Raw genomic sequence first — 14,043 nt, forward strand, 5'->3', positions numbered from 1 at the left:
ATGACCTGCCTGATATACCGAAAAGAAACTTCCGGCTTCAGACCAGCTGCAGATTCATTCACTGTTCTCGCTATTATTCAGTAAATTTTGATCCTGCTGATCAAGCCAGCATGCCAGCTCTTATCTTTAACATGAAATGATCATGACCGGGCTGGTGCCAGGACACACAAGCGCACGACTAAGAAACGGTCATGTTATTCTATCTAATATAAAAAATCGAAGATCACGAAGTGATATCGGATATTATTAACAGATGAAAATTGCCGTCATTTCCCATCTTTATCCCAACCGCAGCCATCCTGCCAGCGGAACGTTTATTCGGTCCTATTTCCTCGGATTGAGTAAACTATTTGATTCGGAAATGGTGGTACCTACGGTAAGAGCCATCCCGTTTACGAAAAAATGGTCCTATACCCACAGCCCCTTCATCACGGAAGGTGAAGCCGTTCGCTTGCGTTACCTGTCGTTTCCCGGCGGCCGTTTTCCGCATCTGGTCACGCGCACCATCTCGCACGCGGTTACGGCTTATTTGAAACATCAAAAACCCGACCTGGTTCATGTTCACTGGCTCTACCCTGACGGACTTGCAATCCCGGCCATCAGGAAATCGCTTGACGTGCCCGTGGTTCTCTCGATTCACGGCAGCGACTGGTACAATACCCGAAACAGGCCGAAACTCAGAGAACTGCTTGAAAGATCACTTTTTGCAGCGGACAAGATTCTGACCGTCGGCACCAGACTCAAAAAGGACATACAGCATGCCTTACCGGAACTGGAAGAACGGCTCATGGTCACCTACAACCCGATCGACTTCGGCATGTTTGCCCCTGCTGAGTCACGGGAATCGGCCATGCGCAGCATGAACTGGGATCCGACGAAAAAGCATCTCCTTTGTGTGGCAAATATCAGCCACGAAAAAGGAGTAGATGTGCTCCTGGACGCCATGGAAATGCTTCAAATGGAGAACCTGTTGCTTCATATCATCGGCAATGTGCCGGACAGCCCCTATTCCCGGAGCATCATCTCCCGAATTAGCCGATCTGACCACATCCTCTTGCATCCGCCGGCAAGCCACGATACCATTCCGGATTATTTCAAGGCATGCGATCTGCTAGTCATGCCCAGCCGGAGGGAGGGCTTCGGCATAGCGGCTGCCGAGGCAATCGCATGCGGCAAACCGGTCATTGCCACAAAAAGCGGGGGGCCCGAGGATATCCTCACGAAAGATAACGGCCTTCTGGTGGATGTCGACTCCCCCGGCCAGATTGCCGATGCTGTCCGCCAAATTTTAGCCGGAAGAACCGGCTTGCAGCAGGAAACCATCCGCTCCAGCATCAAAAAGAAATTTGACTCGGAGAAAATCATCCACGATATCGGACGCATGTATGAAAGCACCATCCACAGCGGGGTATGACAGCCCCGGCAAGTTGAGAATCCCATGAAGCTCCTGATGATCATATTTACCTCTTCACTTGATTTCGACGAGCGAATCAGGAAAGAGGTAGCCAGCCTGGGCAACCTGTCGATTTCGGACATTGCCATTTTTGCATCCGAGGAAACCCGGTCGAAGAATCCGGTCGGACATGCAACGATCGTCAATCCGCGGTTTTTTATTCCAAACCGGGAGTGGGTTCCGGTCAAGCTGATGAAAATTGCGGAGCTTTTCCTTCGTCTGATTTTCCAGTTTCCCTTCAGGGACTATGACAGAATCTGGCTGCATGACCCCATCATGGTTTTTCTGATTCCTTTTCTGAAAAAGAGGTCGGGAGCCCGGATCATTTGGGACCTGCACGAACTCCCGCCCCCCGCTTTCTTCAACAGGCCTTACCTCAAAAAGTACTTTCGGCGCTCCGCCGATCTGGCCGATGTCGTCATCACAGCCAATGAGGAAAGGGGAAGTTACATGGTTCGCAACGGCCTTATCCCGAACTTCCGGGTGCTGGAAAATTTCCCGATGCGTGATGAGCAAAAGCCGGATACCTCGTTCCGGGACGCTGAGTTTGAACAATTTGTGGATGGCCGCCCCTTTGCCTATTGCCAAAGTGCAACACACCCCATGAGAAATTTCATGGCGCTTGCAAAAGCCTGCGTGGAAGAAAAGCAGTGCCTGATTGTTCCAGGCGATAAAAACGAAGAGTACAGGAGGGCCAGAAAAGCGATACGGGACTTTGACAACCATATTCTGGTACTTGGAAAAAAGCCGAGCATGTATCTCGACTACTATCTGTCCAAAGCCCGATATTCATTCGTTTTTTACACCAACAAAAATATGAATAATTACCTGTGCGCCCCCAACCGGCTGTATCACAGCCTGAAACTTGGCATCCCTGTTCTGGTTGGCGGCAACCCACCCCTGGCACGAGTCATTGACAAATACCATTGTGGTGTCAAGCTATCCGGTTTCGGTGAAGACAGCACCGAAATTATTCATGGCATCCGGAAAATGAACACCCATTATGAAGATTTCAGGCGCAACACCGAATCGATCTCGGGATTGTTCAGCTGGGATTCCCAGGACGCCGAAATTGAAGAGATCATCCACTTTTCGGATGCCGGAAACGATCACCTTAATCAGGACAACACTTTCGCCACCTGATTACAAATCCGAATCGGAGTAAGGGATTTTGAGGATCTTGTTTATAACAGATAATTTTCCGCCGGAGGTGAATGCCCCGGCTACCCGGACCTATGAGCATTGCAGGGAATGGGTGCGAATGGGCGCCAATGTGACCGTCATTACCTGCTTTCCGAATTTTCCGCAAGGAAAGGTGTATGAAGGGTACAAAAATCAGCGCATCAGGAAAGAACGTATTGAAGGGATTGACGTCATCAGGGTCTGGTCGTACATCACGCCTAACGAGGGTTTTGTACGCCGCACCGTTGACTACATGAGTTTCGCCATGAGTGCATTCTTTGCCGGCCTGACTCAAAAGCCGGATGTCATAATTGCCACATCACCCCAGTTTTTTACCACATGGACTGGGTTTGCCCTCTCCCTGATCAAACGGAAACCCTGGGTTTTCGAGCTTCGTGACCTTTGGCCGGAATCGATAAAAAGTGTCGGTGCCATTCACGACGGTTTCCTCTACCGTTTTCTGGAAAAAATCGAACTCTTCCTCTACAGAAAAGCTCATCACATCATACCCAATACCTATGCATTTGGTGATAATCTTGTCGGGCGAGGCATTCCGGAGGAGAAAATTTCAGTGATTCCAAATGGAGCAAACCTGGAACTGTTCGACCCCGGAACGGACTCCGGCGACCTCAGGGATTCAATGGGCCTGGGTGGAAAGTTCGTGATTGGCTATATCGGAACACATGGCATGGCACACGCCCTTGATTTTGTGATCCGTTCTATTGTGCAGCTGCAGGACACCAGCATCCATTTCATCTTCATCGGGGATGGTGCCATGAAAAAGCACACCATGCAGCTTGCCGAAGATTTCGGACTGGATAACGTCACTTTTCTGGATCCGGTGCCAAAAAATGACATGCCGCGCTATCTGGCCCTCGTTGATGCCTCACTGGCGCCCCTCATAAAAACGGAAACATTCAAAACGGTGATTCCCTCAAAAATCTTCGAGGCTGGAGCCATGGGCAAACCGATGTTGCTCGGAGTGGACGGACAGGCTCGCTCGATTGTGGAAGAGCACGGGTCCGGTCTCTATTTCGAGCCGGAGAACACCGAGGATTTCATCGCCAGGGTGAAACAACTGGCCGGTGACCCAGAGCTGCAGCATCGCCTGGGCGAAGGCGGCAAAAAACTGGCCCGGGCCTTCGATCGCAAAAAGCTGGCATCCGAAATGCTGGATGTGCTGGACAAAGTAGCCCAACCAACACGAACTTCTTGAGTTTCACTGAAAATCGGGAGGTGATTCGCTCCCGCTGATAGTGGTATTCATTAGGCTGACTTCGCTACCCTCAGCGTAATTGATGTCCGCCTCCATCCCCAGTATCACCCGGCTGTTCCGGAAGGTAACCGGCCCCTCAAAGGTAACCACCACGCCATCCGCGATGTACACTACCGCATCTTCAAAGCTCCTCGGCATATGCAGTGTATCGTTTTCAATGAAAGCATAGGCATTGACCCTCCGCTCCCCGCACCGGTAGCCCGGATTGATGAACTCCTCGTAGGCCCGGCAGTATACCTCCCTGGCAGGGAGGCTACCGGCAGACAATTCCGCTTCGGCATCCGGATTCAGGTCGGCGGAGGGACCAAACGGAGGCCACGAATATTCCACAACACCATCATCCGGATCATCCTGAGGATGCTGATTTTCAGTGGTGCCGGAATGCTCCCCGTTGTGTGAAAGATCCGAAGTGTTCGAATCGATTGCCGCAAAGGCTGTGTCTGACGTGGCCGCAGCAACGGGCCGGGTGAAATACTCCGGTTTGCCGGAGCGATAAAGCGACAACATTTGGAGATGCAACCGGGGTAAATCCGGTGACTCAAGTGCATTGTGGGAGATCGGATTGTCTTCCTCATCAAACCCGTACACCTCCATGGCCAGCATCTCCGGATCGGTGTTGCGTAATCTCGCTTCGTTTCCAATCAAATTGATCTCTCTGCCTTCTTGAACTTCCAGAAAACTGTAGCGCGAATGGTTGCGAAGCACAGTGTTCCGGTAGCTGAACGAGTCCAATCCCCCCCTTATGTGGAAAGCATCGATCCTGATACGGTCGACCCGGTTTCCCTCAAACAGATTGCCGCTGTCGGAGAGATTCCTGAAGCGCAGGTCGGAACGATTGATATTTCCGGTCAGCGCAAAAGCCTCCCTTGAGTAGTTGTAAGCGAAAACGTTTTTATGCGAGCCTGTCCCCAGGTTCATGGAAGTGCGCTGATGGCGAAAGATGTTGTTCTCAATCAGATTCAGCGTACAGTAGTGCCGCATGTCCACTCCATAGCCGTACGCACCTCCGTATCCCGCTGTGTAGTAGGCATCATTGAAAAAGCTCCCCTCGATAGTGCTGTGCATGGTGCGCATCATGTACACATGCCGGCTCAGGGGTTTGTAGCTGTATATATTGTGGATGTGGATGTTTTTAGTCATGAACAGGGTGATATGGCTCACATGCTGCGGACATTCGGCCGCATCCGGGTACACCCGCGTATCACACAAGGACGGCCGGTCCTCGAACCCCTCCAGATCGTTGATAATGCCCAAATTGGATATACCGGCATTGCGCAACGGTGCCGGCACCCGGTAGACCTGAATATCGTTGCCATTGTCCTGCGCCCGGTGATGGTCCCATGTCAGGCGAAAGTCGTTTTCCAGGACGATGGTGCTGTCACCTGCTTCACGGACGATGTTCATCTGCCCCAGGTGGTCGAAGATGGAGCCGTCGGGTCCGGATACGCTTGTGGCACGCAGCACAAGCAGATCACCTTTCGAAACCGCCGCCGCCTGTGATAAGGTGATTTCATTGCTCCCGGGATCAAAACGCTCAATGACCCCCAGGCTCCTCTCCCTTTGCGGACCGTAGAGGACAAAACCGGCTGAAAAATTGTAGTGAAGTTCATCCACCCGGTATTCCACCGTGTCGGTTTTGATATTCATGAACCTTACTACGGTTGCCGGCCCCTCACTCAACCGGTAATGCGTACCGCCGGGCCCGTCACCCGTCACATACACATGGTCATGGCGGCCGCCCACCAGCTGAAGGTTGCCGTAAACGGCGCATTCCCCAATCAGATGGACCCTGTTTGTGCCGGAAGCTTCACCAGCGTCATCAATGGCCTGCTGGATGACCTCCCGATGATCCCGATCGAATCCGGGTCCGCAGTCAATCGTAAATGTCGAGTCAAACCGGTCAGGGGTCAATGATTTTGCCCCGACGTTATCCCATTTGCCAATTACATTATCCGGGATCACAATTTGTCGGGCATGGCTGTCCAGGTGAACAGTCAACAGTATCGGAAGAAATGCGAGGACGGTCTTCATATGTTTTATCCATTAAGATTCATATGGCCGGAGTTAACTCACATGACAGGATTTGGTCGTGTCCCGGAGTGTCAGCCGGAGGCTCTCATCTTTTTACAACAATGATAAGGTATCGGCAGCGGTGATATCCTGCAGCGACAACATCACATTTGGCAGCTATCCGGCAACAACACATAGCAAGGCATCACCCCCGTTTCCCGCCCGAAAGCAGATAGAGCGCCGCCATGCGAACCGCCAGGCCGTTGGTCACCTGATTCAGGATAATGGACCGAGGGTGGTCGGCCACCTCGCTTTCCAGTTCTACCCCGCGGTTAATCGGACCCGGATGCATTATTGTGAACTGCGGGAACTCTTTGAGATGGCGTTTTTTGATGCCGAACTGTTCATGATACTCACGCTGGGAGGGGAACAGGCCCCCCTCCTGGCGTTCCAGCTGGATGCGCAGCGCCATCGCCACATCACACCATTCAAGGCAGGCTTCCAGGTCGTGTGATACGGTGACCCCCAGCTCCTCAACAAACAGCGGCATCATGGTTCGTGGTCCGCAGAGAGTCACTTCCGCTCCCAGGCGGGTCAGGCCGATGATATTCGATCGCACCACCCGGCTGTGGGTAATGTCTCCGATAATGACAATCTTCAGCCCCTTCAGCTTGCCGGTCCTCTGCCGGATCGAAAACATATCGAGCAGCGCCTGGGTAGGATGTTCATGCGCACCGTCACCGGCATTCAAAATCGCCGCGTCCACACACCGGGCGATGAAATGGGCCGCACCCGGACTCGGGTGCCGTACCACGACCATATCGATTTTCATCGACTCGATGTTTCGGATGGTATCCTTCAGCGTCTCTCCTTTCTGGACACTCGAGGAGCTGCTGGAAAAATTGACCACATCGGCACCCATCCGTTTCTGGGCCATCTCGAAGGAGATGCGGGTCCGGGTACTGTTTTCGTAAAACAGATTGACGATGGTTTTGTCTCGAAGGGTCGGTACTTTCGGGATGGGGCGGTTGAGGATTTCCAGAAACGATTCGGCCTGGTCAAGAACATGAAGAATATCTTCCGCGGAATAGTCTTTCAGGCCAAGCAAATGGCGATGCGGAAAATGATATGATCCTTCTTCAGGGATGGTCACGTTCGCAGCTCCTTCTCTTTTTTTACGACAAGAACAGCGTTTCTGCCGTCCTGTTCCATGGTTTCTACCCGTATTTCCTCATTCAGGTGTGTCGGCACGTACAATCCGACGTAATCGGCGGCAACCGGCAGCTCACGATGCCCGCGGTCTACCATGCAGCAGAAGCGGACACTGGCCGGGCGGCCGAAGCTCATCAGCGCGTCCATGGCCGAGCGAACGGTCCGTCCGGTATAAAGCACATCATCCACAAGTACCAGATCCTTACCGAACAGATCGAACGGAATATCAGTGATCTGAACGGTCGGCATCCGCATCCTGGTACGGAAATCATCGCGATAAAAGGTGGTGTCCAGCACCCCCATAGGGATGTCCACTGAAAAAAAAGAGGCGATGTAGCTGTTGATACGCCGGGCGATATCCACGCCGCGGGTCTGCATCCCGATGATAGCCAGCGTGTCCAGCTTGTCAAAGGGCTCGACAAACTGATGAGCCAACCGCATGTAGGTGCGGTCGAGATCTTCACCCGTAAGCAGGATCTGTGACTTCAAGTCGCTCATTGGCTGTTTTGCAAATTTTTGCCCGGGGTCTGCCGCCGACCTCCTGCACTGCCGCCGGATTACCGTTCGGGTTTGGCTTCGGGCAACGGTTGCTGCACTGCCGGGTAAATTACCACTCACCGGGCACATTGACAAACGGTTCCCTGATCCCGGAATTAAATCAGGATTTCCGGAGCGAATGATAGATCCTTTTTCTTTGTTCGTGTTCGGGTGAAAAAAACAGCACTCCGCCGCAATGATATGGATGAAGGATGTCTCGGCGGATATACTCCCGCGTGATGGAATTTCTTCTCCTGAACCGGGGCCTAGACCCGTTGTGACATTTCGGATCCAGGATAACCCAAATCCGTAACCAAACCCACAGACCTTATTACAACATGAACAACCGAATGGTAAGCATCGATTTTTGGAACACACTCGTGGATGCCGGCAGCAACGGTGAGCAACGGCAGAAGATGCGTCTGGATGCGGTTCGTGACATATCAAACCGGCATGGGATGGTACCGTCCGATGCGGCCATACAGCAGGCGAACGAAGCCGTCACCCGCCGTTTCGATGCGGAATGGATCGACCGGCAGCGAACGCTTACCACGGCGGAGCTGGTCCGGCACATGCTGGAAGCTCTAAAGGTTCCGGCCACACCCGCTGAACAGAGCGAACTGGTGGAAGCTTTTATGGAGTCCTTCTTTGCCGGTCCGCCGAAGCCAGCGGAGGGAGTCGACAAGGCGCTGGCTGAAATCAGCAGCTACTACCACCTGGCTATCATTTCGGATACCAGGTTTTCTCCCGGATCGGTTCTCAGGCGGTATCTCGAAAAACTGGACCTGATACGCTATTTCAGTGCCTTCGCTTTTAGTGATGAGCTGGGTGTCAGCAAACCGCATCCGACGGCCTATAGTCATGTTCTGGAAGCGACGTCATCCCGGCCGGCATCCTCCTGGCACATAGGCGACATGCAACGAACCGATATTGAAGGGGCAAAAGCGATGGGCATGAAATCGATTCTGTATACCGGTTTTTCAACGCCCGATAGCGAGAATACAACCGCCGATTTCCATTGCGACAAATGGAATCTGGTTTCCGATATTGTCCTCTCCGAGATTTGAGTGGAAGTGCTGGTCAGCGACTCCAGACGGGTCCATCGGCATCAGATGGGCATCACAAGAAGCCCTCATGCTGCTTTGCAGCTTCCTCCTGGAAGTGCGAATCCCCGCTCACGGAAATAATGCTAGGGGCAGGAGTCGAAACAGAGGGTAACGGTCGTGCCTCCATGGTTTTCCACCTTCAGATCCGCAGATATCTGATTTGCCAGCCCCTGGATAATGGTATAACCGAGCGATGATCCATTGCCGGTAATCGCCTCTTGCGGAACTCCAATGCCATCATCACTCACCTGCAATTCACAGCAGTGATCCCGGCCGGCCTTTTTTTTCAGCTTCAGCTGAATCCTGCCTTTTTCCCTTCCGGTGAACGCGTGTTTGAACGCGTTGGAAAGCAGCTCATTGACGATCAGGCCGCAGGGGATGGCTTTTGTGATATCCATGGTTGTATCATCGGTCGATAGTTCCAGTCGAATATCAGCGTTTCCACTCTGGTAGGTGCGCTCAATCGTATCGGCCAGTTCACGCAGATAGTCTTTCATCTCGATTTTGGCCAGCAACTCCGATTGATACAGCTTTTCATGGATCAGCGCCATCGACTTGATCCGGCCGACACTGTCCATGAACAGCTCCTGCGATCGCTCATCCTCGACATAGTCGGACTGCATCGTCAGCAGGGCCGAAATGACCGCCAGGTTGTTCTTCACCCGGTGATGAATCTCCTTGAGCATCACATCTTTTTCCCGGAGAGATTCCCGGACTTTATCGTCCGCTTCGCGTTTCTGGTCACGCAGGCGCTTGTTTCTGACTTCCCGTCGCACGGCCACCGGGACACGTTTGAGATTGTCTTTCATCACGTAGTCGTTCGCCCCGGCAATCACCGCTTCCACGGCAAACTCCTCTCCGACCGTACCTGAAACCAGTATAAAAGGGATGTCGTTATCCCGGCTTCTGACCAACTCAAGCGCTGTCATTCCGTCGAATCCGGGCAGGTTGTAGTCACTGATCAAAACATCCCATTGCTCCCGGTCAAGCGCCTCAATAAGGCTATCGGAGGTCTCCACCCGCACCATGTGCACATCATACCCCGCTTTTTCCAGCTCCAGGCGGATCAGGGCGGCGTCGTCTTCGTTGTCCTCCACCAGAAGGACTTTTATCGGCTGGGTTCCTGACATACTATTTCACAAATGGGTTCCGGGTACCATGGAGATGGCCCGTTGAAGTGTGCAAGGCAGGGAATCATGAGGGAGGTTCATTAAGTACAAGCCAATACAACCCCAGCTGCCTGACGGCCTCAACAAAGTTCTCAAAATCAACCGGTTTACGGATGTAGCTGTTTGCTCCGAGTTCATATCCCCTGATGATATCCTGATCTTCTTTCGAGGAGGTCAGAATTACAACCGGCAACTTCCGCGTGCGCTCGTTCTTCCTCACCCGGCGGAGCACTTCCAGTCCGCCTACCTTGGGCATGTTGAGATCAAGCAAAACCACGGCAGGCAGCTCGTTGTCGGGTGCGCCTCCGTTATCGGGAAGCAAAAGCTCCAGAGCCTTTTCGCCGTCCTCGGCCACCACCACTTCGTTCAGGATATTACTCTGCTCCAATGCCATAAGCGTAAGCTCAATGTCATCGGGATTGTCTTCTACCAGAAGTATATGTCGGTTATCAACTTCCATGATGATTGCCTGACAGGCTGAAATTTGCTCTTGATCAAAGATGATTAAAATACAACCCTTACCCTGTTTTGATTATTAGAATATTTTCATAAAAAAACAAGGCCATAATTTTGAATCAGGGTTTTTATCGACTGCCGGTTCTTTCCAACTCAGGGCCGGTCGCTGGCACGAACACAGCGTCGGTTTTTTATTCCCCGGAATTTCACTGGTAACCGCAAACCCTGCTTTTTACAGCAGAAGGGGTTTTAATCCATCGTAACCTCTCTGGCGTCCGGAAACGACACATAGAACACCGCTCCGTTATCCGGCTGCGATTCGGCCCAGACCCTTCCGCTGTGGCGGTTGATGATTCGCTGAACCGTGGCCAGGCCGATGCCTGTACCTGGAAACTCCTGCTGCGTATGCAGTCTCTGGAATACATCAAAGAGTTTTTCGTAATATTTCATGTTGAAACCGGCCCCGTGATCCCTGACATAGAACACCTTATCTCCGTCTATCCGGTCAACTCCCGCCTCAATGACGATTTTCTCCCGACGGGATGAAAACTTCCACGCATTATCAATCAAATTCTGAAAAACGATTTCCAGGAGCCGGCGGTCTCCCGCTACCTCCATCGCGTGTAGCCTGCCATTGCCCGAGCTATCCGACGAGTCACCGACCATACTGTGTGCGCTGGCGCTGTCATTCTGCTGTTCCTGAGACCTTAGAATAAGCTCGGCATCCGCCTCCGGATTATTCTTCCGAAGCGCTTCAAATATTTCTGTGATCAGCTCGGCGAGATCGACGACTTCGGTGTTCAACGGGGTTCTGGAGATCCGTGACAATGCAAGCAGGTCATCGATCAGTTCCCCCATCTTACGGGAGGCCGACCTGACCCGCTTCAGGTATCCCCGCCCTTTTTGATCAAGGGTATCACTGTATTGGTCTAATAACGCCTTGCTGAACCCGTCAATACCGCGCAGGGGCGCTCTGAGGTCGTGCGACACAGAATAGGCGAATGCCTCCAGCTCTTTGTTGGCGGCCTCAAGTTCGCGGGTCCGTTCCCTGACTTTGTCCTCCAGTGTGGCGTTCAAGCTGCGAAGCTCATCATACGCTTCGTGAAGCTCCTTTTCGGCCTTGAGCTTTTCGGTTAGATCCAGAATATTTCCGATGGTGTAGACCAGCCGGTCGCTTTCGTCAAAAAAACCTTTCGCGTTGAGAATCACCGACCGAACGGTTCCGTCTTTTCTCCTGATGTCATAGTACCGGTTTCTAACGGCCCCCTTTTCAACAATCTCCTTTTTGTGATTTTCAAACGCTTCGAGATCATCACCTTCCAGAAAGTCGGCCAGAGATTTGACTCCAATCACCTCCTCGCGCCTGCAGCCCAGGATTTCCAGTTCCGCAGAATTGACATCAATGAACATCATCTTGTTATCCAGCGAGTGATAACCAACCGGGGCCTCCTGAAAGAGATGTTCAAAACGTTCGTTGGCCTCTCTGAGCTGTTCATACAATATGTTCTCGTCATGGATATCCCGAATGAATAGCAGGCAGCTCTCCACATTGGCCAGCGCCCTGCCATCGGCGGCAATGATCAAAAACCATCGCCATTTTTCCTCTCTATGCCGGATGCGCAGCTGCCACTTGCGTCTATTTTCATCCGGTGATGCAATAAATTTTCTTATCTCCCCGAAGCGCTGTCGATCGTTCTCATGAATGAGGGCCTCAATATCATCCAGCGTCTGAACGTCCCCGGGCCGGTACCCCATTTCCATTACCAGCTTCGGGTTGACATAGTGCAGTTGGGTATCCTTATCCACCCTTACAACAATCTGGTTTCCATTCTCAAGCAGTTCCCTGTATTGCCGGAATGTGCGCGCATAAGCCGAGCGCAGATGGGTAATCCCGAATTTGTAGCGATTGACCAGGAAATAAAGCAGAACGGCCGTTACGGTTACGTAGAACCATCCCTTGCCGGTCTGCAACCGGGTCAGGGTCGCCGGGTCATCCACCATCTGCTCCAGTACCCGGTCGGAAAAAGCGATCCACAAAAACCCCAGCACCAGATAAATCAGGGTAATATTCAGAGGATTGAGACGAAACAGGTGGTATTTGCGCAACTCATCCATAACCCAACTCAATGATTTCATGCATGGCCGGTTTCCCGCTCGGCCTGCACAAGCAGAACACAGATATTGTAATTATTGCAAGATAACCGGGTGCTGCACCGCGAACGCTGCTCTCTGCCAACGCAGTTTTTTCGCAATAGCATGAACGCCGAACCCTGTTAAACCTATTGTAAGTACAAAGAACATAAATGAATGATCAGTAGCAACTTGATTTGTCAGCAAACAGATTATTCTGACATCGGTGCCTAATCTTTGTAATTTAGAGCCCGCATCATCAGTTTTATATACGTTTCCCCCTAAATCAATGTCTCCATGAATATCCACGAATACCAGGCCAAAGAGCTTCTGAAATCCTATCAGGTTGCCGTCCCGGACGGAATTTCCGCATTCACTATTGATGAAGCTGTGGAAGCGGCCGAAACGCTAAAGGCAAAGGGCGCAACTCTTTTTATCGTCAAGGCGCAGATTCATGCCGGTGGCCGCGGGAAGGGGCGGACGAAATCCTCCGGCGCCAAGGGAGTGATTCTGGCCAGGACGATAGAGGAGGTTGAGAATGCGGCTTCATCGCTGCTGGGCGATACACTGGTTACCGTGCAGACCGGCGAGGCCGGGAAAAAGGTGGAACGGCTCTATATCACCGATGGCGTGGACATCCGGAAGGAGTATTATGTCGGTGTTACGCTGGACCGCACCCGCAACCAGAATGTGATTATGGTCTCAACGGAAGGGGGAGTCGAAATCGAAAAGGTTGCCGCCGAAACACCGGATAAAATCGTCAAGGAATGGGTGGAGCCCGGCCTGCCTCTGCAACCGAACCAGGCGCGCCGACTGGCTTTCGCGCTGGGATTGAGCGGAGAACCGTTTAAAAAGGCCGTGAAGTTTATCGGGGCACTCTACAAGGCGTTTGAAGCCACCGACGCATCCATCATTGAGATCAACCCGCTGGCACTCACCGACGACAACGACATAGTGGCGCTTGACGCCAAAATCAATTTCGACGACAACGCGCTCTATCGCCAACCTGAAATCGCTCAGCTGCGCGACGAATCGGAGGAAGATCCGCTGGAACTGGAAGCCGCCGCATCCAGCCTCAACTACATCAAACTGGACGGTAACGTCGGATGCATGGTGAACGGGGCCGGACTCGCCATGGCCACCATGGATATGATCAAACTGGCGGGCGGCGAACCTGCCAATTTCCTCGACGTCGGCGGTGGCGCCAATGTGGATACCGTTCGCAACGGTTTCCGAATCATTCTCAAAGATCCCAATGTGGAGGCGATTCTGATCAATATTTTTGGTGGTATCGTTCGCTGCGACCGTGTGGCCAACGGCATCATCGAAGCGGCCAAAGATCCCGAGATCTCACGGAAACTGGAAACAATCCCGTTGATCGTTCGCCTTCAGGGTACCAATGCCGAAGAGGGAAAAGCACTGATCGACGAAAGCGGACTGAATGTGATCTCCGCGGTATTGCTGAAAGAGGCCGCCGAAGAGGTGACCCGAACCATCGGAGCATAAATCACA

11 protein-coding genes are annotated in these 14,043 nt (G+C 52.4%); 5 read left to right on the forward strand and 6 right to left on the reverse strand.

Annotated elements, in window-relative coordinates; genetic code table 11:
- Nucleotides 1-253 precede the first annotated feature (253 nt).
- Genes QA596_08425 through QA596_08435 form a run of 3 tightly spaced genes read left to right on the forward strand, consistent with a single transcriptional unit; the run spans nt 254 to nt 3,851 of the window.
- Nucleotides 254-1,414, forward strand: a complete 1,161-nt coding sequence (locus QA596_08425) for a glycosyltransferase (protein MDG5767484.1) — start codon at nt 254-256, stop codon at nt 1,412-1,414.
- A 36-nt stretch (nt 1,415-1,450) separates the two neighbouring features.
- Nucleotides 1,451-2,596, forward strand: coding sequence for a hypothetical protein (locus QA596_08430; GenBank protein MDG5767485.1), 1,146 nt, complete (start codon nt 1,451-1,453; stop codon nt 2,594-2,596).
- 28 nt (nt 2,597-2,624) lie between these two features.
- Nucleotides 2,625-3,851: a glycosyltransferase family 4 protein gene (locus QA596_08435; protein ID MDG5767486.1), complete on the forward strand. Its 1,227-nt coding sequence runs from the start codon at nt 2,625-2,627 to the stop codon at nt 3,849-3,851.
- Nucleotides 3,852-3,854: 3 nt separating this feature from the next.
- Here QA596_08435 and QA596_08440 read toward each other — a convergent pair whose 3' ends face one another.
- The 3 genes from QA596_08440 to pyrR form a co-directional block, all read right to left on the reverse strand.
- Nucleotides 3,855-5,942: a hypothetical protein gene (locus QA596_08440; GenBank protein MDG5767487.1), complete on the reverse strand. Its 2,088-nt coding sequence runs from the start codon at nt 5,940-5,942 to the stop codon at nt 3,855-3,857.
- Nucleotides 5,943-6,126: 184 nt separating this feature from the next.
- Nucleotides 6,127-7,074, reverse strand: coding sequence for an aspartate carbamoyltransferase catalytic subunit (locus QA596_08445; GenBank protein ID MDG5767488.1), 948 nt, complete (start codon nt 7,072-7,074; stop codon nt 6,127-6,129).
- Nucleotides 7,071-7,631 (reverse strand): bifunctional pyr operon transcriptional regulator/uracil phosphoribosyltransferase PyrR, encoded by a 561-nt coding sequence (pyrR, locus tag QA596_08450; protein MDG5767489.1) that lies wholly within the window; start codon nt 7,629-7,631, stop codon nt 7,071-7,073. Before pyrR ends, QA596_08445 begins: the two co-directional genes overlap by 4 nt.
- 377 nt (nt 7,632-8,008) lie before the next feature.
- Here pyrR and QA596_08455 point away from each other — a divergent pair, with 377 nt between their 5' ends.
- Complete coding sequence (locus QA596_08455) at nt 8,009-8,737, forward strand: HAD family hydrolase (protein MDG5767490.1); 729 nt, start codon at nt 8,009-8,011, stop codon at nt 8,735-8,737.
- A 122-nt stretch (nt 8,738-8,859) separates the two neighbouring features.
- Here QA596_08455 and QA596_08460 read toward each other — a convergent pair whose 3' ends face one another.
- The 3 genes from QA596_08460 to QA596_08470 all read right to left on the reverse strand — a co-directional run bounded on the left by QA596_08460 (nt 8,860) and on the right by QA596_08470 (nt 12,537).
- The gene (locus QA596_08460; GenBank protein ID MDG5767491.1) at nt 8,860-9,906 is read right to left on the reverse strand and encodes a histidine kinase dimerization/phosphoacceptor domain -containing protein; all 1,047 of its coding nucleotides are present in this window, start codon (nt 9,904-9,906) and stop codon (nt 8,860-8,862) included.
- 64 nt (nt 9,907-9,970) lie between these two features.
- Nucleotides 9,971-10,405 carry a response regulator gene (locus tag QA596_08465; protein MDG5767492.1) on the reverse strand — a complete coding sequence of 145 codons (435 nt, stop codon included), beginning with the start codon at nt 10,403-10,405 and terminating at the stop codon, nt 9,971-9,973.
- A 245-nt stretch (nt 10,406-10,650) separates the two neighbouring features.
- Nucleotides 10,651-12,537, reverse strand: a complete 1,887-nt coding sequence (locus QA596_08470) for a PAS domain S-box protein (protein MDG5767493.1) — start codon at nt 12,535-12,537, stop codon at nt 10,651-10,653.
- Between the two features lie 291 nt (nt 12,538-12,828).
- Here QA596_08470 and sucC point away from each other — a divergent pair, with 291 nt between their 5' ends.
- A complete protein-coding gene (gene sucC / locus QA596_08475; protein ID MDG5767494.1) occupies nt 12,829-14,037 on the forward strand; it encodes an ADP-forming succinate--CoA ligase subunit beta in 1,209 nt (402 codons plus the stop codon).
- The last annotated feature ends 6 nt before the right edge of the window (nt 14,038-14,043 follow it).

It is taken from the genome of Balneolales bacterium ANBcel1 (assembly GCA_029688905.1).
GTDB lineage: Bacteria > Bacteroidota > Rhodothermia > Balneolales > Natronogracilivirgulaceae > SLLW01.